At 70.8% G+C, this 19,892-nt stretch carries 13 protein-coding genes; 5 read left to right on the plus strand and 8 right to left on the minus strand.

The annotated features are described in order from the left end of the window. Nucleotides 1–150 precede the first annotated feature (150 nt). Nucleotides 151–1,653, plus strand: coding sequence for a DUF1996 domain-containing protein (locus ACF1AG_RS01365; RefSeq protein ID WP_359602396.1), 1,503 nt, complete (start codon nucleotides 151–153; stop codon nucleotides 1,651–1,653). Between the two features lie 124 nt (nucleotides 1,654–1,777). Here the strand turns inward: ACF1AG_RS01365 and ACF1AG_RS01370 are convergent, their stop codons facing one another. After that, a complete protein-coding gene (locus ACF1AG_RS01370) occupies nucleotides 1,778–2,209 on the minus strand; it encodes a hypothetical protein (protein ID WP_359602398.1) in 432 nt (143 codons plus the stop codon). Nucleotides 2,210–2,400: 191 nt separating this feature from the next. Between ACF1AG_RS01370 and ACF1AG_RS01375 the strand changes: the two genes are divergently transcribed. From ACF1AG_RS01375 to ACF1AG_RS01385, 3 genes are all read left to right on the plus strand, one after another. Next, nucleotides 2,401–4,323 (plus strand): hypothetical protein, encoded by a 1,923-nt coding sequence (locus ACF1AG_RS01375; protein ID WP_359602400.1) that lies wholly within the window; start codon nucleotides 2,401–2,403, stop codon nucleotides 4,321–4,323. A gap of 65 nt (nucleotides 4,324–4,388) precedes the next feature. Continuing rightward, nucleotides 4,389–5,084, plus strand: a complete 696-nt coding sequence (locus ACF1AG_RS01380; protein WP_359602402.1) for a TetR/AcrR family transcriptional regulator — start codon at nucleotides 4,389–4,391, stop codon at nucleotides 5,082–5,084. Further along, on the plus strand, nucleotides 5,081–5,527 hold the full coding sequence (locus tag ACF1AG_RS01385) for a hypothetical protein (RefSeq protein WP_359602404.1): 447 nt from the start codon (nucleotides 5,081–5,083) through the stop codon (nucleotides 5,525–5,527). The genes ACF1AG_RS01380 and ACF1AG_RS01385 overlap by 4 nt, the downstream gene beginning before the upstream one ends. 4 nt (nucleotides 5,528–5,531) lie before the next feature. Here the strand turns inward: ACF1AG_RS01385 and ACF1AG_RS01390 are convergent, their stop codons facing one another. The 7 genes from ACF1AG_RS01390 to ACF1AG_RS01420 all read right to left on the minus strand — a co-directional run bounded on the left by ACF1AG_RS01390 (nucleotide 5,532) and on the right by ACF1AG_RS01420 (nucleotide 18,351). Continuing rightward, the gene (locus tag ACF1AG_RS01390; RefSeq protein ID WP_359602406.1) at nucleotides 5,532–5,891 is read right to left on the minus strand and encodes a 5-carboxymethyl-2-hydroxymuconate Delta-isomerase; all 360 of its coding nucleotides are present in this window, start codon (nucleotides 5,889–5,891) and stop codon (nucleotides 5,532–5,534) included. Nucleotides 5,892–5,954: 63 nt separating this feature from the next. Then, nucleotides 5,955–11,363, minus strand: coding sequence for a pullulanase-type alpha-1,6-glucosidase (pulA, locus tag ACF1AG_RS01395; RefSeq protein WP_359602408.1), 5,409 nt, complete (start codon nucleotides 11,361–11,363; stop codon nucleotides 5,955–5,957). 251 nt (nucleotides 11,364–11,614) lie between these two features. Continuing rightward, on the minus strand, nucleotides 11,615–12,988 hold the full coding sequence (locus tag ACF1AG_RS01400; protein ID WP_391809167.1) for an alpha-amylase family protein: 1,374 nt from the start codon (nucleotides 12,986–12,988) through the stop codon (nucleotides 11,615–11,617). A 171-nt stretch (nucleotides 12,989–13,159) separates the two neighbouring features. Next, nucleotides 13,160–14,851 (minus strand): glycoside hydrolase family 13 protein, encoded by a 1,692-nt coding sequence (locus ACF1AG_RS01405; RefSeq protein ID WP_359602411.1) that lies wholly within the window; start codon nucleotides 14,849–14,851, stop codon nucleotides 13,160–13,162. A gap of 199 nt (nucleotides 14,852–15,050) precedes the next feature. Continuing rightward, complete coding sequence (locus ACF1AG_RS01410) at nucleotides 15,051–15,965, minus strand: sugar ABC transporter permease (protein WP_359602413.1); 915 nt, start codon at nucleotides 15,963–15,965, stop codon at nucleotides 15,051–15,053. Between the two features lie 13 nt (nucleotides 15,966–15,978). After that, nucleotides 15,979–16,983 carry a sugar ABC transporter permease gene (locus ACF1AG_RS01415; protein WP_359602414.1) on the minus strand — a complete coding sequence of 335 codons (1,005 nt, stop codon included), beginning with the start codon at nucleotides 16,981–16,983 and terminating at the stop codon, nucleotides 15,979–15,981. A gap of 96 nt (nucleotides 16,984–17,079) precedes the next feature. Continuing rightward, nucleotides 17,080–18,351, minus strand: a complete 1,272-nt coding sequence (locus ACF1AG_RS01420) for an extracellular solute-binding protein (RefSeq protein WP_359602416.1) — start codon at nucleotides 18,349–18,351, stop codon at nucleotides 17,080–17,082. Between the two features lie 419 nt (nucleotides 18,352–18,770). Here ACF1AG_RS01420 and ACF1AG_RS01425 point away from each other — a divergent pair, with 419 nt between their 5' ends. Beyond that, on the plus strand, nucleotides 18,771–19,805 hold the full coding sequence (locus ACF1AG_RS01425; protein WP_359602418.1) for a LacI family DNA-binding transcriptional regulator: 1,035 nt from the start codon (nucleotides 18,771–18,773) through the stop codon (nucleotides 19,803–19,805). The last annotated feature ends 87 nt before the right edge of the window (nucleotides 19,806–19,892 follow it).

Genomic DNA, 19,892 nt, shown 5'->3' on the forward strand with positions numbered 1-19,892 from the left:
GAAACCTACGGAACAGCACTGACTTCGCACCGATTCCTGTGACGGGTGAACACCCGTGGGGCGGGGCGCGTACTCATGGGCGCCGCTTCCCCTCACGGGCGCCTCGCTGCCCCGCAAAGGGATGCCCCGCAAGGAAGTCAGAGGAGTTCCATGGGACGCAACACAAGAAAACGCCGTACACCGCTGGCCACCAAGGTGATAGCCGGGGCGGCGGCCCTGGCGATCGGTGGGGGCGGTCTGGTCTGGGCCAACTTCTACGCCTCGGCGCACGAGGAGGACGGAAGGCACAACGCCACCAAGTCGGGGCAGGCCAGGGTCGCCACGATCAACTGTCCGGACGTCGGCCAGAAGCTCACCAAGGTGCCCCGCAAGGCACGCTGGGGCGTCGCGCGTGAACTGGCCCGGCTCGACCGCCAGATCACGGAGGCGTACTCGCGCCTCGCCGAGACGCGTCAGGCGCAGGCGGGCGACGCGAACTACGTCGACAACGCCATCCTCGGTCCGCTGAAGGACAAGCGCCGGGCCACCCTGGACCGCATCAACATCAACATCAAGCGGGCCGGCGGCCAGGAGCGCGACCTCGGCCGGTTCGCCCGCTGCCAGGGCGTCCCCGCGGAGCAGCCCGGCGGCGGTGACGGCGGCCAGAACGGCGGCGGTCAGGACGGCGGCGGTCAGGACGGCGGCCAGGACAACGGCGGTGGTCAGGACAACGGCGGTCAGGCCGGGAACGGCCCGGTGGCGGACGACTTCATCCGCATCGAGGACGTCCAGCCGGGCACCCGCAACCTGCCCAACGGCCTTCCGGCGGACGGTGACACCGGCTCGACCGGCAGCTTCACCACGGTGTGCGGCACCAACGAGAACGCGCTGCGCAACTCGGACAACGTGATCGTGGCGCCCGGCGTCAGCAACGGCGCCCAGCACCAGCACGACTACGTCGGCAACCAGGCCAACACCGCCTTCGCGAGCGACGAGGACCTGGCAGGCGGCGACACGAGCTGCCAGAACCAGGGCGACCGGTCGTCGTACTTCTGGCCGGTGCTGCGGATCCAGGACGGTACGCAGGACATCGACCAGGACCAGCCGGGCGGCGGCCAGGACGGCAACGTGGGCAAGATCGTCGCGCCCACCGAGGTGAACCTGAAGTTCGTCGGCAACCGCACCAGCGAGGTCGTCGCGATGCCGCGGGCGCTGCGCATCATCACCGGTGACGCCAAGGCCTTCACCAACGGCCTGGGCAACGCCAACACCGCGTGGAGCTGCACCGGCTTCGAGGACCGCCAGGTGACGGACAAGTACCCGATCTGCCCCGAGGGCAGCGGCGTGGTCCGGACGTCCAGCTTCCAGAGCTGCTGGGACGGCCAGAACACCGACAGCGCCAACCACCGCACGCACGTCGCCTTCGTCGGCGAGGACGGCAGCTGCCCGAACGGCTTCCAGGCCATCCCGCAGCTCCAGGTCCGCCTGGTGTACGACAACATCCCGGCGCCGCAGGCCGACAACGGGCAGCTGGTGAACCCGTACGCGGTGGACACCTTCCCGGAGCAGCTGCACAAGCCGATCACCGACCACAACGACTTCATCAACTTCTTCGACGAGAACCTGATGAACGAGATGGTCCAGTGCATCAACAGCGGCCAGGACTGCCAGTAGTCGGCAGGACCCGCTGAAGGGACCGGAAGAAACCGAGAGGGAGCGCGAGGGACCGGGGAAAGGGAGAAGGCCGGCGGTGGGAGGCCCACCGCCGGCCTTCTGCCGTGCCGGGCGCGTGAGCGGCTCAGCCGTGGTGGCCGCCCTTGTTGTGGCTGCCGCCGGGGTTCATGTGCTCGGAACCCTCCTCAAGGTCGCCGCCGAGCTTCGTCCGCAGCGCCTCGACCGTCCTCTCCTCGCCCACGGCGACCCACTTGCGGCCGACGAGGTAGTAGCCGCCGTAGTCCTTCGCCGTGTTGAGCCACTCGCGCTGACCGCGGTCGGTGGAGAAGGTGGCGAGGACGTACTTCTCGTCGCCCTTCTTGCACAGCGCCTGCCGGATGGTGTCGGCGTCGGTCTGCATGTCGGGGTCGCACTTCGCCTCTGCGGCCAGTTTCTCCAGGCTGCCGGTGGCGGTGGGCGGTACCGCGTGCTCCCCGTGGCCGCCGGACCCGCAGCCCGCCAGCGCCAGGGCCGCCACCGCGCAGGTCAGCGCGAGCTTCGGTCGGGTCACCCTCATGTGTTCCTCCGGTCTTGACGGCGACATCGTGGGCGGCGACATGCCGCTCGGAGCCCCGGCACGGGGCCCTCGGCATTCGATACGGCTGCGGCGCGCCCGGCGCTCAATCGCCGCGCCGGGTCCGCGCGGACGGTGGCCGGAAGGGCGCGGGTGCCAGGTGACCATCGACACGTTCGCTCGTTCAGCTGAACGTGCAGTCACAGGATGCCGCCGCCCAGTCCCCCGCGCTCTCCTCCCCGGCCGGTCCGGCCGTGGACGTCGAACAGGCCGAGGCCGCGCTCGTCGAGCACTATCCGCGGCTCGTGCGGCTCGCCTACCTGGTGCTGCCGTCCCGTATGGGCCGCACCCGGCGGGTGCTCACCGCGCACGCCCTGGTCCAGCGGGCGCTGCCCCGGGGCCGGGCCGACGCGCCGCTGATCCCCGCGCAGAGCAGTGGCCGGGACGGCGACCCGGGGTACGCGCTGGTGCGGCTCCAGGTGGTGCGGTCGGCGCTGGAGGCGGGCCTGCCGCTGGGCCGCCGGGGTCTGCCCAAGCGCTCCCAGCTGCCGCCGCTGCTGCCGCAGGTGTGGGGCCTGACGGTGTTCCCCCGGCCGGGGGGCGCGGACGAACTGGCACTGGACCAGCGGTTGTCGGCGCTGTCCGGGGAGGCCCGTGCCGCGCACGCCCTGCGCGGTCTGGAGCGGCTGCCGGACGCCGACGTGCGCCGGGTGCTGGACGACGCCGGCGTCGCGGACCCGGATGCCGCCCTCGTGGAGGCCGACGGCATCCCCGACCCGTACCGGCTGCTCGAGTCACCCGAGTTCGACCCGTGTTCGCTGCAGGCCCGCCCGACGGACCTGCTGCGCCGCCGCCGGCATCTGAAGGCCGGGCTGGTCGGGGCGGCGGCGCTCGCGGTGTGCGGGGCGCTGCTGTCGCTGCCCGGGGAGGGCTGGGGCGCCGACGGTCCGGCCGCTCCCCCGTACGCACGCAACCCCGCCGCGCAGGCCGCGCTGGACCCGGCGAAGCTGACCCGGGTGCCGGCCTCGGCGTGGAGGACGTCGGAGCGTACGGACTTCTCGGTGTGGCCGGCGCGCGGCGCGCTCACCGGCGACCGCGCGCTGCTGCGCCGTGCGCTCGCCGTGTGGGCCCGGCCCGGTGAGGGCGTCACCGCGTCGGCCACCCCGGGCACCCCCGCGGGCGGACCCGCCGGGCCGCCGCAGCTGCTGTACGCGGGCACGGTGGACGCCGCGCGCGTGGTGATCCTGTACGACGGCTGGCGTCTCGCCCGGTACGCCGAGCCGGAGGAGGGCGCCCGGGGCGCCGCCCTGGACCTGGCGCGGGTCGACGGGGCCGGGCGGGCCGGGGCGAGCGCGGTGGTGCTGAGCCGCTCGGACGGCAACGTCCGCTTCCTGCTGGCTCCCTGGGCGCGGGAGGCGGCCGAGCGGGACCTGCGCGAGCCGGACGAGGGCGCGCAGGACCTGCCTCTGGAGGACGGGGTGACCGGGCCGTTCGTCTCGGGGCAGGGGCGGGAGCCGTGCACGACGTGGAACGCGCTGGAGCTGACCGACGGCACCGGCACCCGGCTGCTCACCGACCTCGGCGAGCTGGTCCCGGCGCGGCTGACCACCGGCCGTCCGGGCGAGGTGGAGGACGTGTCCGGTGAGAAGGCTCGGCGCGCCTGGCAGCCGTACGCCTGCTCACTGGCGGCGATGCGGTCGGCGGGCGTGCGCGGCGTCAACGCCTGGGCGTACGCGGAGCAGTCGCTGCCCGGCGGTGACGGACGGGCGCAGTGGCTGTGCACGCGCGGGGAGACCTGGCGGGGCACGGGGGCGCGGGTGCTGGCGCAGTTCCACTCGCCGGGCGCGCGGTACGGGGCGGTGGCGGCCCGCGCGGAGGACGTGCCGGCCTGCGGGACGCGTCGACCGGACGTGCTGGCCGGGGTGTTGTGGAAGTCCGCCGGCGGCACCTGGTACCTGCTCGCGGCCGGCAGCGACGGGGTGGAGTCCGTGGAGGCGACCGGCGGCATCGAGGGCAGGGCCAAGGACAGACTGCTGTCGGTGCGCGCCGAGAAGGGTGCGCGGGCCGACCTCACGGGCACACTTGAGGACGGGGGGTCGGTCGGCGGGCTGCGGTGACGCGGGGGAACACCGGTGCGCGGTCCGGCCCGTGGGAGGCCGGAATCGATCGGTAAGGTGTTCGTATGAGTACCGGGGTGCGTCGGAGGATGGGAGTCGAGGAGCGCCGGCAGCAGTTGATCGGCGTGGCTCTCGAACTGTTCAGCAAGCGTTCCCCGGACGAGGTCTCGATCGACGAGATAGCGTCCCGGGCGGGCATTTCACGCCCGCTCGTCTACCACTACTTCCCCGGCAAACTGAGCCTCTACGAGGCCGCGTTGCGGCGTGCCGCGGAGGATCTGGCGTCCCGGTTCGCCGAGCCGCACGAAGGCCCGCTGGGCTCGCGGCTGCGGCGGGTGATGGCGCGTTTCTTCGACTTCGTGGAGGAGCACGGCCCCGGATTCTCCGCCCTGATGCGCGGCGGCCCCGCCGTGGGCTCCTCCACCACCAATGCGCTGGTGGACTCGGTGCGTCAGGCCGCCTACGAGCAGATGCTGGCGCACATGGGCGTGGTGGGTCCGGCGCCGGCGCGGCTGGAGGTGGTCGTGCGCTCCTGGATCTCGCTGGTGGAGTCGACGGCGCTGATCTGGCTGGACGGGCAGCGGGTGCCGCGCGAGGAGCTGGAGGCCAAGCTGGTGCAGGACTTCGCGGCCCTGGCCGCGGTCGCCGCGGCCCGCGACGAGGAACTCGCCACGCTGCTGCGGGGTCTGGTCAAGCAGGAGCCGGGCGACGGCCCGTTCACCGATCTCGCCGCGCGGATGATCTCCCTGGCGGAGGAGTGAGCGCGGCGACCACGTGGGGCCTGGTCGTCGAGACGACCGTGGGCGCCGGGGAGCGCAAGCACACGGAGGCCACCGTGGTGGCGCACGTCGCGGGGAGCCGCGAGGAGGCTCTCGCGGAGCTGGAGCGGCGGGCGCGGGCGTACGTGCCCACCCACCCCTTCAACCACGACCGGCGCCGCCTGCTCAGGGACGGCGACGGTTTCCTGCTCGTCGTCGACGGGGCGTGGCGCTCGTTCCTCACCCGGTTCACGGTGGCGGAACTGCTGGAGGACTCCGCCGCGCCGCGCCGGCCGGAGCCCGTCGCCGAGGAGCCGTCCGCCCCCGAGCCCGCCGGGGAGGCGCCGCCCCCGCCTCCTCGTCCGACCCCGGAGCAGCTGGCGGAGCGGGACGAGGACGGCGTGCCGGTGCTGCCGTCGTGGCTGGGCCGTCGCGACCTGCCCTGAGGGCCTACTCGCCCTCGAACTTCCGGTAGGACGGGTCGAGGTCGCGGATCTCCGCGGAGGCGTGGAGCGTGCGGCCGTCGGCCGCCTTCACGTGCTGCCGCAGTAGATCCAGGGTCGTCTCGGTGAGGCGGGCCTTGGTCTCGTCGGTGCGGCCGGCCAGGAGGGCGATGTGCACGTGCACCAGGGCGTGCCCCTCGGTGTCGGGGCCGACCACCGGGTCCTCCGTGCGCCGGAACCGCGTCTTGCAGGCGGGCGGTTTCGCCGCCGCGATGTCGACGACGGCGGAGTGCAGGTCCCGCGCGAAGGCGGGCCGGTCGAAACCGTCCGCCAGGTTGTCCGAGTAGTCGACGGTGATCTGCGGCATGGGCCCTCCTGTTGCAGGTCAGGAGGGCCCACCCTAGCCGCAGCCGGTCAGCCGGTCAGCCGGTCAGCCGGCGGTGAACACCGCCACCGTGCGGGCCGGCACGGTGAACGTGCCGGTCGCCTTCGCGTACGACGCCGTCTTCACGACCGCGTCCCCGCCCTTGGCCTGCACCGGGTGCAGACGGTGGTCCGTCCCGGTGAGCGCGGCGACGCGCTGCTCCTGCCGCTCGGGCGTGGCATTGAAGACGACGACCAGGTCACCCAGCTTCATGGTGATCACGCCGGGCGTCTCGTCCTCGCCGGACAGCGGGAACGACAGCCGGGCCTGCACCTGCTCCGCCGTGCCGAGGGAGAACGCCTTCTCCGTCGTGCGGATGCTCAGCAGGTCCCGGTAGGCGGCCGAGGCCCCCTCGATCTGCGGGCAGCCCACCGTCACCGGGCCGAGCAACGGCTTGGCGTACGGCCACTTGTCCTGGTTGTCGGCGGCCGGCGGCAGACCTCGGCCCATGCCGTTGCCGTCGGCGCAGTTCCAGTGGATCGCGTTGAACCAGTCGCCGCTGTCGTAGGAGTTGCGGTCCAGGGACTTGGAGCGCAGCAGGTCGGTGCCCGCCTGGGAGAGCGCCGGGCCCTGGGAGAGGGCGGCGGTCGCCATGGCGAGGACCTGCATGCGCGCCCGGTCCGCGGCCGGGGTGTCCTTCGGCAGCTTGAAGGCGAGCGCGTCGAACAGCGACTCGTTGTCGTGCGCGTCCGCGTAGGCGAGGGCGTCGCCGGGGGCGGCAGCGTAGCCGGCGGGGGCGCCGTTGTAGTCGACCTGGGAGCCCTTGACCTCCTTGCCGCTGGTGTCGGTGAACGTGTAGTCGGCGAGGTTGCCGCTCAGGCCCACCTTGATGAGGTCCTGGTAGTGCAGCAGCCGGGCCTTCTGCTCGGCCGGGGTGCCGTTGGCGGCCGAGGAGTTGGGGTCGGTGTAGAGCCCGGAGGCGAAGCCCTGCACGCCGGGGTCCTCGTCGAAGGGGCCGCCGCCGCGCACGGCGTCACGGGCCCGGTCGGAGAAGGTGGCGATGCCGGTGCCGGCCATGTTCTTCTGGGTGGCCTGCTCGAAGCGGGCGTCGTCGGCGATCTCGCCGAAGTTCCAGCCCTCGCCGTACAGGATGATCTTCTTGCCGTCGACGCCGTCCTTCTTCAGGGTGAGGGCGTCGAGGGCCTTGCGGACGGCGAGGATGTTCTCCTTCGGGTGGTGGCCCATGAGGTCGAAGCGGAAGCCGTCGACCTTGTACTCCTTGGCCCAGGTGACGACCGAGTCGACGACCAGCTTGCCCATCATGGCGTTCTCGGGCGCCGTGTTGGAGCAGCAGGTGCTGTTGGCGACGGAGCCGTCGGCGAGGAGCCGCTGGTAGTAGCCGGGGACGATCCGGTCGAGCACGGAGGTCTTCGCCTGGCCGTGGGCGGCGGTGTGGTTGTAGACCACGTCCATCACCACGCGCAGGCCGTCGTCGTTGAGTGCCTTGACCATCCTGCGGAACTCCACCGTGCGGGCGGTGCCGTCCGGGTCGGTGGCGTAGGAGCCCTCGGGGACCGTGTAGTGGTACGGGTCGTAGCCCCAGTTGTAGGCGTCCTTCGCCGCGGCCTTGGCGACGCACTCCTGCTGCTTGTCGGAGTCGGCCGGGTAGGAGGCGAGGTCGCAGTCGACGGTCGTCCGGTCGGACTTCCGCTCGGGGATGGTGGCGATGTCGAACGCGGGCAGCAGATGCACGTACGAGGTGCCGGCCTGCGCCAGCTTCCGCAGGTGCCTGCTGCCGTCGCTGTCCTTGTCGGTGAACGCGAGGTAGGTGCCCCGGTGCTTCGCCGTGCGGTCCTCGACGGAGAAGTCGCGGATGTGCAGCTCCTGGATCTGCGCGTCCCTGAGCGGTACGGCCTTCGGCTTGGTGTAGCCGTCCCAGCCGCGCGGCTGGAGGGACCGGTCGGCCAGGTCGACGACGAGGCTGCGCTCGGAGTCGGTGGTCAGAGCGGTCGCGTAGGGGTCGGTGACCTTGTTGGTGACGAGCTCGCCCGCGGCGGGCGCCCACACGGTCACCGCGTACCGGTACGCCTTGCCCTTCCAGGACGCCGGGCCGGTGACGGACCAGACTCCGGTGGCGTCGTCGCGGCGCATGGCGACGGTACGGCCGCCGATCTCCAGGGCGACCTTCCGCGCGGTCGGCGCCCACACGGACAGGGTGGGCCGGTTGTGGCGGAAGACCGGGCCGAGCCGCGCCTTGGTGGCGCCGGCGGCGTAGAGGTCGTCGAGGACGCCCGCGATCTGCACGCCGGTGGCCGAGAGGACCGCGCCGGTGGCCGCGCGCTGGGTGGCGACGACCTGGCCGCGCAGGGCCTCGCGGACCCGGTCGCGGTCACGCGGGTCGACGGTCCAGGCGGTGCCGTTGGCGAGGTGGGGGAACTTCGCCTTCTGCGCGTCGGTGAGGGCCGACTCCGCCAGGCGGATCCAGCGGGCGTCGCCGGTGTCCAGCTTGCCGTCCTTCACCGCCACCGAGCCGGTGCGGGAGGCGAGGAGCTGGGTGGAGGCGGCTGCGGCCGAACCGTCCCAGACGAGGGTGGAGCGGTCGATCCAGACCGCCTTGGAGGTGGTCAGGTCGAGCGCGGCCGCGGATCCGGCGGGCTGGGGCAGCAGGTACTTCTCCTGCCCGCTCACCAGCCACACCTCGTGGCCGTTCGCCTTGAGGTCGAGCGACTGGTCGGTGGGCAGGTCCTTCTCGTCGCCCTTGTGGAGGATGTAGCTGAGGCTGGTGGCACCCTCGGCGAGCGGCACCTCGAAGACAGCGCCATAGGCATCAGTCTTCACCGGTTCCAGGGGCTTCGACCAGTCGGTGGGGTTCGCGGCGCCCGTCCAGGTGTGCAGACCCCAGCCCTCGTAGTTCCCGTCGGCGCGGTGGTAGTGCAGCACGGCCTTGGTGGTGTCCTGCGCCGGGTACCCGGGCCGCTCGGTGGTGACGGTGTCGTCGCCCTGCCTGATCCACACCTCGCCGGTGCGGGTGACGTCGATGGTGCGGTCGGTGGCGACGTCCTTGTTGCCGTCCTTGTCGACCACCAGGAAGCCGACGTCGGAGGCGCCCGGCTTCAGCTTGACCCAGGCGAAGGCACCGTAGGCGTCGCGGCCGGTGAAGGCGTGGCCCGCCGGCCACTCCGTGGCCTCGCCGTCCGCGAGGTCGCCCCAGGCGTACAGGCTCCAGTCGTCGTAGTCGCCGTCGGGACGCTGGTAGTGAACGATCGCGTGGTCGCGGGAGGCGGCGGTGGGCTCCTCCTCGGCGGGCGGGGTACCGGCCGTGGACGCGGCGAGGGCGCTCGCGGTGCGGCCGGCCGAGTCGATCACGACGGCCTTGTAGCGCAGGGCGGTGCCGGCGGGGACGTCGGCGCCGACGGTGTGGGTGACCTTGTAGGGGGCGTGGTCGGCGGAGCCGAGCGTCTGCCACTTCCCGTCGCCGGTCCGGGCGGCGAAGACGACCCGGTTGAGCTGACCGCCTTCGACGTCGGCGCTCAGCTCGACGGTGCCGGTGGCGCCCGCCTCGGGAGCCTTCAGGGTGAGCGTGGGCTTCGCCCCGGGCTTGCCGAGCGGGGCGGCGGCCTTGAGGACGATCGCGGAGCGGGCCGGGACGGAGACGGTGATCTTCTTGTCCGCGTCGCTGCGCACGGTCGCGTCGGTGCCGTGGACGCCCTTGAAGGTCATCCGGGCGGAGCCGGTCGCGAAGGTGGCCTTCTTCGTCCCCGCTGCGTTGTTGAAGGCGACGACGTACTCGGTGGTGTCCTTGCCGGTGGCGGTGCGGGAGAAGGCGTAGACGCCGGGGCCGTCTTCGGCGTACCGCTCCTGCTGGATGCCGTCGGTCAGCGCCGGGTGCGCCTTGCGGAGCTCGGCGAGGGCGCTGATCTGCCGGTAGAGCGGGGAGCGGGTGTCGTAGGTGTCCTCTGCGTGGGTGCGGCCGGTGCCGATCAGGTCGTCGTCGAGGTAGTCGGCGGTGCGGGAGGCGAAGAGGGTCTGGCGGGCGTCCTTGTCGCCGCCGGCGCCGGTGAAGCCCTGCTCGTCGCCGTAGTAGATCACCGGGTTGCCGCGGCTGAGGAACATCAGCTCGTTGGCGAGCATGTCCCGCTTCAGCAGCTCCGCGTCGGACGCCTCCGGGTTGTCCTGCTTCAGGAACGTCCCGATGCGGCCCATGTCGTGGTTGCCGAGGAAGGTGACCTGCTCGTACGCGTTGGCCTTGTCGGTCGTGTACTTGAAGTCGTCACCGAAGACGGAGGCGAGCTTCTTGGCGCTGCCGCCCTGGGAGGCGTACGCGCGGGCCGCCTCCTGGAAGGGGAAGTCGAGGGTGGCGTCGAGCCGGCCCTGCGTGACGTAGGGGGCGGTGACGTTCGTGTCGGAGGAGTACACCTCGCCGAACATGAAGAAGTCGTCCCGGCCGTGCTTGGCCGCGTAGGCGTCGAGCGCGGTGGCCCACTGGGTCCAGAACTCCATGTTGACGTGCTTCACGGTGTCGATCCGGAAGCCGTCGATGCCGAAGTCCCTGACCCACCGCTGGTAGATCTTCTCCATGCCGTCGACGACCTCGGGACGCTCGGTCCACAGGTCGTCGAGGCCGGAGAAGTCGCCGTACTCGCTGGACTCGCCGGCGAAGGTGGAGTCGCCGCGGTTGTGGTACATCGACGTGTCGTTGAGCCAGGACGGCACCTTGAGGCGCTTCTTCGCCGCGGGCACCACGGGGGTGCGGGGGAAGGCGCCGGCGTCCACGCGCGGGAACTTCTTCGCACCGTCGGCGTAGTCGGAGTCGTCGAAGGGCACGCCGTCCTTCGTCAGGTACGGGAAGGCGCCCTTGGAGAGGTAGTCGTAGGACTTCTCCTCGTAGTCGATGACGTCGGCGGTGTGGTTGGTGATGACGTCGAAGAAGACCTTCATGCCCTTGGCGTGGGCCTTGTCGACGAGGGTCTCGAGGTCCTGGTTGGTGCCGAAGTGCGGGTCGACCTGGGTGAAGTCGGTGATCCAGTACCCGTGGTAGCCGGCCGAGGCGTCCTTGCCGGTGCCCTGCACGGGCTGGTTCTTGAAGAGGGGCGCCAGCCAGATGGCGGTGGTGCCGAGCCCCTTGACGTAGTCCAGCTTCTGCGTGAGGCCCTTGAGGTCGCCGCCCTGGTAGAAGCCCTTGTCGGTGGGGTCGTACCCGTGGGTGAGGCGCGAACCGGTCAGTCCGCCGCGGTCGTTCTTCGGGTCGCCGTTGGCGAAGCGGTCCGGCAGGACGAAGTAGAACTGTTCCCGCGTCAGGTCGTGGCGCGCCGGGGAGGAGGCGAGCTTCGCGTCCGAGGGGGGTGCGGGCGGGGTGGCGGCTCGGGCGGCGACCGGCTGCACGAGTGCCGCGGCGAGCGCGGCCACCGTGACGGCGGCGACGCGGCGGCCCCGCGCGGTGCGGCGCCCCGGGGGCGCGGGCCATCTGGGTATCAAGGCGTGAACTCCTTGCGCTTACGGCTCATTGGGTCCGACCCCACGCCCCGGCGGGGACTGTTTCGGCCACATCACCGGAGCGTCGGCGTGACCGTACCCTCGTTGAAAGCCTTACAGCAATAGTCGTGAAAGTGTCGGCAAGAACTTCCAGTGGGAGCTTTCCGGGCAGGGGCGGACGAGTCCGGCGGCCGACGGGAACGCGCCGACGTCCGGCGGCCTGGGAACCGGCCGCCGGACGTCGTTGTCGTGCTTCAGCAGCCGCTCTTGCCCGCGTACACCGCGAGGGCGGTGTCGCCGCCGAGGGTCGCGGTGAGCCGGCCCGAACCGTCCACCGTCACCGGCTTGTTGCCCTGCACGTCGCAGTACGTGCCCGCCGGGAGGGAGGTCTGGTAGGTGCGGGTCAGGGAGCCGGACTCGTGGTTGATCGCCACGAAGCCCTTGCTGCCCCGGCCGAAGGCGATGGCGTCGCCGCCGTTGTCCCACCAGTCGGTGACGGCCTGGCCGCGGGTGGCGTTGCGGAAGGCCACCATCGACCTGATCTCCGGCCAGTTGTGCTGGCACTTCCAGCCGCTCTGCCAGCAGGCGTCCACCCGGCCGCCGTTGGGGGGTCCGGCGTCGTGGTCCGTGAACTCGTAGCCGGAGTTGATGTCCGGGGCCCCGTAGGGCCAGGCCAGCATGAAGACGTTGGCCAGGGTGTAGTTCGCGTTGTCCTTGTAGCTGAGCGTGGAGCCGTTGCGCTCGGTGTCGTGGTTGTCGACGAAGACGCCGGCGGAGCCGCTCTTCAGGTAGCCCCAGCCCTCGCCGTAGTTCTTCAGGTAGGCGAGGTTCTCGTTGTTGAAGACACGCTTGAGGTCGTAGGCGTAGCGGAACTCCTGGACGTCGCCGGTGCCGGTGTACTCGGCGGGCTGGACCGCCTCGCCGGCGCCGTGGATGACCTCCTGCTTCCAGTAGGCGGAGGGGTTGGTCAGCCGCGACTTGATGTTGGCCAGGTCGGCGGCCGGCATGTGCTTGGCCGCGTCGATGCGGAAGCCGTCCACGCCGAGGGAGAGCAGGTCGTTCATGTACCCGGCGATGGTCCTGCGGACGTACTCCTCGCCGGTGTCGAGGTCGGCGAGGCCCACCAGTTCGCAGTTCTGGACGTTCCAGCGGTCGCCGTAGTTGTTGATCTCCGACGTGCAGTTGTCGAAGTCGTAGGAGGAGTACAGGCCCGGGTAGTCGTACTTCGTGTACGACGAGCCGCCGGTGCCCGTGCCGCTGCCGGCGGACATGTGGTTGATGACGGTGTCGGCGACGACCTTCACGCCGGCCGCGTGACACGTGTCGACCATGTTCTTGAAGGCGGTGCGGTCGCCGAGACGTCCGGCGATCCTGTAGCTCACCGGCTGGTACGACGTCCACCACTGGGAGCCCTGTATGTGTTCGGCGGGCGGGGAGACCTGCACGTAGCCGTAGCCCGCGGGGCCGAGGGTGGTGGTGCACTCGCGGGCGACCGAGGCGAAGTTCCACTCGAAGAGGACGGCCGTGACGTCCTTGGAACCGGGCGGGGAGGCCTCTGCAACTGTCGGGGTCATGACAGCCGAGGCGGCCGCGAGGGCGGCTATCCCGGCGAGGGTTCTGCGTGCCATGTGGGGATCCTTCTTCATCGAAGGGTGTGGGGAGTACCGCCACAGGGTGGTTGAAGCTTCTTGCAGAAAAGTTCAGCAACCTTGCGGCAACGCAGATGTTAGAGGCCCGCAACCCGAAAGGGCAGCGGGCCGTACCAACTTGAAGGAAAAAAGTTGTGAGGCGTACGACCGTCAGGCCGTCGTCCACCACACGGTCGTGTCGGCCGCGACCACGGCCTCACCGCCCGTCTCCTCCACCTCGCCGCTGGTGAGCAGCACCCGTCCGTGGGCGGGCACGGTCACCGGGACGCCGGTGGTGTTGGCCACGCACACGAAGTCCCTGCGCCGGAAGGCCAGCACGCCCTCGGGCGCCGGCAGCCACTCCACCCCGTCGCCCGCGCCCAGGTCCGCCTGCTCGCGGCGCACTGCGAGCGCCGAACGGTACAGCTCCAGCGTGGAGCCGGGCACCCCGGTCTGCGCCTCGACGCTCAGCTCGCCCCAGCCCTTCGGCTGCGGCAGCCAGCTGCCGCCGTCGCCGAAGCCGTACGAGGAGCCCTCGCGGGTCCACGGGATCGGCACCCGGCACCCGTCGCGGTAGCCGTCCTGGCCCGCGCCGCGGAAGTACGCCGGGTCCTGGCGCACCTCGTCCGGCAGGTCGACGACGTCCGGCAGGCCGAGCTCCTCGCCCTGGTAGACGTAGGCCGAGCCGGGCAGCGCCAGCATCAGCAGGGTCGCCGCGCGGGCCCGGCGCAGGCCCAGCTCACGGTCGCCGGCCTCGCGGATCTGGGTGCCGAGACCGGCCGGGTTGGCGAAGCGGGTGGCGTGCCGGGTGACGTCGTGGTTGGACAGCACCCAGGTGGCCGGGGCCCCGACCGGGCGCATCGAGTCCAGGGTCCGGTCGACGACCTCGCGCAGTTCGGCCGCGTCCCAGTGCGTCGCCAGGTACTGGAAGTTGAACGCCTGGTGCAGCTCGTCCGGGCGGACGTAGTTGGCGGTGCGCTCGACGGTCGGGGTCCACGCCTCGGCGACGAAGATCCTCTCACCGGAGTACTCGTCGAGGATGAGGCGCCACTGCCGGTAGATGTCGTGCACGCCGTCCTGGTCGAAGAACGGGGTGACATCGTTGCCCAGCATCCGCAGCTCGTCGTGCGAGCCCAGGTCCGGCAGACCCTCGGCCTTCACCATGCCGTGGGCCACGTCGATGCGGAAGCCGTCCACGCCCATGTCCAGCCAGAAGCGCAGGATGGAGCGGAACTCGTCGCCGACCGCCGGGTGCTCCCAGTTGAAGTCGGGCTGCTCGGGAGCGAAGAGGTGCAGGTACCACTCGCCGGGGGTGCCGTCGGGCTCGGTGACCCGGGTCCAGGCCGGACCGCCGAAGATCGACTCCCAGTCGTTGGGCGGCAGTTCGCCGTTCTCGCCCTTGCCGGGACGGAAGTGGTAGCGCTCGCGCAGCGGCGAACCGGGGCCCTCCGCGAGGGCGCGCTTGAACCACTCGTGCTGGTCGGAGGAGTGGTTGGGCACCAGGTCCACGATGATCCGCAGGCCCAGCGCGTGCGCGTCACGGATCAGCGCGTCCGCGTCCAGCAGGGTGCCGAACATCGGGTCGACGGCGCGGTAGTCGGCGACGTCGTAGCCGGCGTCGGCCTGCGGGGAGGCGTAGAAGGGGCTCAGCCACACGGCGTCCACGCCGAGGTCGCGCAGGTACGGCAGACGGGAGCGGATGCCTTCCAGGTCGCCCATGCCGTCGCCGTTGCTGTCGGCGAAGCTGCGCGGGTACACCTGGTAGATCACCGCGTCCCGCCACCAGTCACGGCGCCGCGCGACGGTGGCGACGGCCGAGTCGGTCGTGGGGGTCGGGGCCGGGGCGGCGGAGTGCTGGCTCATGTCGTCCTTGATACGAGGTCGGGCAGGTAAGCGAGTGGGTGCGGGCGGCGAAACGAGGCGGTTGCGGTGACAGCGGGGTCGGATGGCCACCGCAACCGCCCCGGGCCCAGGGAGGGGCAGCGCCCCCGAAGGGGCGCGGGGAACTGCGCGACCAGCCACGACGAAGCGACACCAGGCCGACGGCAGAAGTCCCCCGTACTTACCCCTTGGTGCCACCAGCCGTCAGGCCGGCGACGAGGTTCTTCTGCACGAGATAGAAGAACGCGGACACGGGTATCGCGATCAGGACCGCGGTCGCGGCCATCAGATTCCGCTGAGCGTCGTGCTCACTCACGAAACTCTGCAGACCCACCGCCAGCGTGTACTTCTTGTCGTCGAGCATGAACGTCGTGGCGAAGGCGACCTCGCCGAACGCGGTGATGAAGCTGTAGAACGCGGCGACCGCGAGTCCCGGCTTGGCGAGCGGCAGGATCAGCCGCGTGAACGTGCCGAACGGGGTCAGTCCGTCGACGCGTCCCGCCTCGTCGATCTCGAACGGGATGGTGTCGAAATAGCCCTTCATCAGCCAGGCGCAGTACGGCACCGCCGTGGAGCAGTACACGAGGATCAGGCCGAGATAGCTGTCGATGAGCTGCAGGTCCGACAGGATCTGGTACATCGGGACCATCAGCACGGCCACCGGGAACATCTGGGTGACCAGCAGTATCCACATGAACTTCTTGTAGCCCGGGAAGCGCATGCGGGAGACCGCGTAGCCGGTGGTGGCCGCCACCAGGACGCCGATGACCGTGGTCCCGAGGGACACGATCAGCGAGCTCTTCAGCCAGTCGAAGAAGTTCGTGTTCTGCAGCACGAACGAGTAGTTGTCCAGTGTCATTTTGCCCCAGATCCCGCCGGGACGCAGATAGTCGTCCTTGTCGGGGCCGAGGGACAGGAACACCAGCCAGGCGACCGGGAACAGCGCGATCAGGCTGGCCACGATCAGGATGCCGTGGGAGGTGAGGCGGCCCAGAGGGCTGACCTCACCGCGCCGGCTGCCCTTGCGGGGCGCGGCGGTCCGCTCGCCGGCGGGCGGGCCGGCCTCGGCGGCGGTGGGGAGGGTCGAGGTGCTCATGGGGACTCCCGCCTCAGATCGCGAGCTGCTGGTCGTTGCGGTTCAGCCAGCGGCGGTAGAAGGACGTGAAGACGATCAGGATGGCCAGCAGCAGCATGCCGTAGGCCGCGGACTCGGCGAACTCGCGCGGCTGCTGCCCGAAGCCGAGCTGGTAGGCCCAGGTCACGAGGATCTGCGCGTCCGGCGCGGTGTTGCCGAACAGCAGGAAGATGATCGCGAACTGGTTGAACGTCCAGATGACGCCGAGCAGCACCACGGTGGAGCTGACCGAGCGCAGGCCGGGCAGGGTGACGTGGCGGAACCGCTGCCAGGCGCTCGCGCCGTCCATCTCGGCCGCCTCGTAGAGGGTGCTGTCGATGGACTGCAGTCCGCCGAGCAGGGAGACCATCATGAACGGCACACCGCACCAGGTGTTGACCATGATCGCGGCGAACCGCTGCCAGAAGGTGTCCTCCAGCCACGCCGGGGTGGGCAGGCCGAGGAAGTCGAGGCCGGAGTTGATGATGCCGGCGTCGGCGAGCATGAAGCGCCAGCCGAAGACGGTGACGAAGGTCGGCACGGCCCAGGGCAGGATGAGGATCAGCCGGTAGAAGGTGCGGCCGCGCAGCTTCTGGTTGAGCAGCAGCGCGAGGCCCAGGCCGATGCCGTAGTGCAGGGCGACACAGGCGGCCGTCCACACGATCGTCCAGATGAAGTGCGACCAGAACCGGTCGTAGGCGGTCTCGCCCCACAGGATCTCGGCGTAGTTGTCGAGTCCGATGAACTTGTAGGTGGCCTCGATCTCGTTGACGCCGATGGTGCGCGCCGAGTTGAGGCTGTCCGCGTCGGTGAGCGTGAGGTAGAAGCCGTAACCGAGGGGGTACAGGACGATGACGCCGAGCACGAGGGCCACCGGCGCGACCATGGCGTAGGCGTACCAGTGCTTCTGGTAGGAGTGCTTCAGGCGCTGGCCCGGCCCGGGGCGGGGCGCGCGGTCACCGCGGCGCTTGCCGGTCGCGCGGTCGATGGCGACTGTCATGGTTCGGCACCTTCTGGATGATCAAGGAGTACGGCACACAGACCGGCGGCCGCCGGACCCTCCCCTCCTGAAGCGGGTCCGGCGGCCACGCGGGCATTACTTGGAGAAGTCCGGCACCAGCTTGGTGAACGCGGCCTCCGCGTCGTTCAGACCCTTGTCCAGGGACTCCTTGCCGCTGGCGATCTGCGGCAGCTCGTCGTCCATCGGGCCCCACAGGGAGCTGTACTCGGGCAGCGCCGGGCGCGGCTGGGCGGCCGAGAGGACCGTCTGGTAGCCGGCGATGCCGGGGTCGGCCTTGACCTGCTCGGTGTAGGCGTCGTCACGCGTCGGCAGCGTGGAGTTCTTCAGCGCGATGGTCTCCTGCGCCTTGGCCGAGGTCATGAACTTCACGAACTTCAGCGCGGCCTCCTGCTTCTCCTTGCTGGAGCCGGCGTAGACCGAGAGGTTGTGGCCGCCGGTGGGGGCGCCCGCCTTGCCGGCGGAGCCGGCCGGGACGGTGGCGATGCCGAGGTTGTTCTTGTCCTTGAAGGCGGAGCCCTTGTAGAAGTTGGTGATCTCCCACGGCCCCTGGATGATCGAGGCGACCTTGCCGTTGACGAAGGCGTCCTGGATGTGGGTGTAGGCGTCGGCGGTCACGTCCGCCTTGTGCAGGCCCTTGCCCTCGAAGAGGCTCAGCCAGGTGCCGTAGCCCTTCTTGGCCTCGGCGGACTTGACGGTGATCTTCTTGGCGTCGGCGTCGACCATGTCGGTGCCCTCGCCGTACAGGAACGGCTGGGCGTAGTAGCCGGCCGTGGAGCCCCAGTAGCCGTCGACGCCGGTCTTGTCCTTGACGGTGGCGGCGGCCTTCTTCAGGTCGTCCCAGGTCTTGGGCGCCTCGACGCCGGCCTTGGCGAACAGCGCCTTGTTGTACACGAAAGCGAGGGTGTCCGTGGTGAACGGGACGCCGTAGGTCTTGCCCTCGTACTTGGCCTGCTCGAGCAGGTTGGGCTTGAACTTGTCCTGCTCGGCGAGCGCCTCGGTGCCGTCCAGCGGCAGGAAGAAGCCCTTCTTGGCGAACGCGGGGGTCCAGCCGACCTCGGAGCGCAGCACGTCGGGGGCGCCCTTGGAACCGGCGGCGGTGTCGAACTTGTTCTGCGCCTGGTCGAACGGGACGTTGACGAAGTTGACCTTGATGTCCTTGTTGGCGGCCTCGAACTCCTTGACCAGGGCCTTGTACGTCGGCGCCTCGTTGGTCGCGTTGGAGGTGTCCCACCAGGTGATGGTGACCGGGCCGCCGGCCTTGTCGCCGCTGTCGCTGTCGCCGCCGCAGGCCGTCGCCGCGAGGGCGAGGGACGCCACCAGCGCGGTGGCCGCTATGCCACGCCGCATGAGGTTCTCCTTGAGGGTTAAGCCCGTGAGGCGGGAACGGCCCCGTCTGCCGTCCCGCGAGGTGCCGACTGCGCCGTTGCGGCGGCCGGGCGACGTGAACGTAACAGCGATGGAACTTTTCCGAAAGACCTTGCAGAAAAGTTTTGCAAGGGCCCGCGACAGTTATGCCGCCGTGACCCGTTCTCGACCGTGGCGCAACCGCGGTTTCCGCCCGTACGCCTGGGGTTCGGACTGTTGTGCAAGACTCTGCAAGCACTTGCCATCCGCTGCCGCCGGGGGAATCATCCGTTGCGGAGCGGACGCCGACCACGACTTGAGGGATCGCGATGAGCCAGCAGCCCACCACGGGCCGTCCCACGGCGCGCACCAGGCGTCCGATCGGTGTGCAAGGCGACAACCGGCAGATACAGTCCGGTCCTGTGACCACACGGCTTGCTGATATCGCTGCTCAGGCGGGGGTGAGCGAGGCGACCGTCAGCCGGGTCCTGAACGGGAAGCCGGGCGTCGCCGCCACCACCCGCCAGTCCGTGCTCGCCGCCCTGGACGTACTGGGCTACGAGCGCCCGGTGCGGCTGAGGCAGCGCAGCGAGGGTCTCGTCGGGCTCATCACGCCCGAGCTGGAGAACCCGATCTTCCCGGCGCTGGCCCAGGTGATCGGCCAGGCGCTGACCCGGCAGGGCTACACCCCCGTGCTCGCCACCCAGACCCCCGGCGGCTCGACCGAGGACGAGCTGACCGAGATGCTGGTGGACCGCGGGGTCGCCGGCATCATCTACGTCTCCGGACTGCACGCCGACACCACCGCCGACATGCAGCGCTACGAGCGGCTGCGGGCGCAGGGCGTGCCGTTCGTGCTCGTGGACGGTTTCTCGCCGAAGGTGCAGGCCCCGTTCATCTCCCCCGACGACCGGGCCGCGATGGCGCTGGCCGTCACCCACCTCGCGTCCCTCGGGCACACCCGGATCGGGCTGGCGCTCGGGCCGAAGCGGTTCGTGCCGGTGCAGCGCAAGATAGAGGGCTTCGTCCGGGCCGTGCAGGAGCAGTTGGGGCTGAGCGCGCAGACCGTCGAGACGGAGCTGATCCAGCACTCGCTGTACACGCTCGAGGGCGGCCAGGCCGCGGCCAGCGCGCTGATGGACCGGGACTGCACGGCCGTGGTGTGCGCGAGCGACATGATGGCGCTGGGCGCGATCCGGGCGGCCCGGCAGCGCGGGCTCGAGGTGCCGGACGACATCTCGGTGGTCGGTTTCGACGACTCGCCGCTGATCGCCTTCACCGACCCGCCGCTGACCACCGTCCGCAAGCCGGTCCCGGCGATGGGGCAGGCGGCGGTGCGCACGCTGCTGGAGGAGATCGGCGGAACCCCCGCGCCGCACAGCGAGTTCGTGTTCATGCCCGAGCTGGTGGTGCGGGGTTCGACGGCGTCGGCGCCCGGGGAGCGCAATCGTCCTTGAGGCGGAGAGCGGGCGTCGGTGCGCCCTGCCCGAGGAGGAGACGGAAGGCCTGTTCCCGGGGCAGAACATGCGGGCCGGACCCGCCCG

Source organism: Streptomyces sp. NPDC014764 (assembly GCF_043082785.1).
GTDB lineage: Bacteria > Actinomycetota > Actinomycetes > Streptomycetales > Streptomycetaceae > Streptomyces > Streptomyces althioticus.

Excerpts from the sequence above, each read along its gene's own strand:
- ACF1AG_RS01390 (WP_359602406.1), bottom strand. The coding sequence starts at position 5,891 with ATGCCGCAGATCACCGTCGACTACTCGGACAACCTGGCGGACGGTTTC.
- ACF1AG_RS01405 (WP_359602411.1), bottom strand. The coding sequence starts at position 14,851 with ATGAGCCAGCACTCCGCCGCCCCGGCCCCGACCCCCACGACCGACTCG.
- ACF1AG_RS01380 (WP_359602402.1), top strand. The coding sequence starts at position 4,389 with ATGAGTACCGGGGTGCGTCGGAGGATGGGAGTCGAGGAGCGCCGGCAG.
- ACF1AG_RS01420 (WP_359602416.1), bottom strand. The coding sequence starts at position 18,351 with ATGCGGCGTGGCATAGCGGCCACCGCGCTGGTGGCGTCCCTCGCCCTC.
- ACF1AG_RS01400 (WP_391809167.1), bottom strand. The coding sequence starts at position 12,988 with ATGGCACGCAGAACCCTCGCCGGGATAGCCGCCCTCGCGGCCGCCTCG.
- ACF1AG_RS01410 (WP_359602413.1), bottom strand. The coding sequence starts at position 15,965 with ATGAGCACCTCGACCCTCCCCACCGCCGCCGAGGCCGGCCCGCCCGCC.
- ACF1AG_RS01415 (WP_359602414.1), bottom strand. The coding sequence starts at position 16,983 with ATGACAGTCGCCATCGACCGCGCGACCGGCAAGCGCCGCGGTGACCGC.
- ACF1AG_RS01370 (WP_359602398.1), bottom strand. The coding sequence starts at position 2,209 with ATGAGGGTGACCCGACCGAAGCTCGCGCTGACCTGCGCGGTGGCGGCC.
- ACF1AG_RS01365 (WP_359602396.1), top strand. The coding sequence starts at position 151 with ATGGGACGCAACACAAGAAAACGCCGTACACCGCTGGCCACCAAGGTG.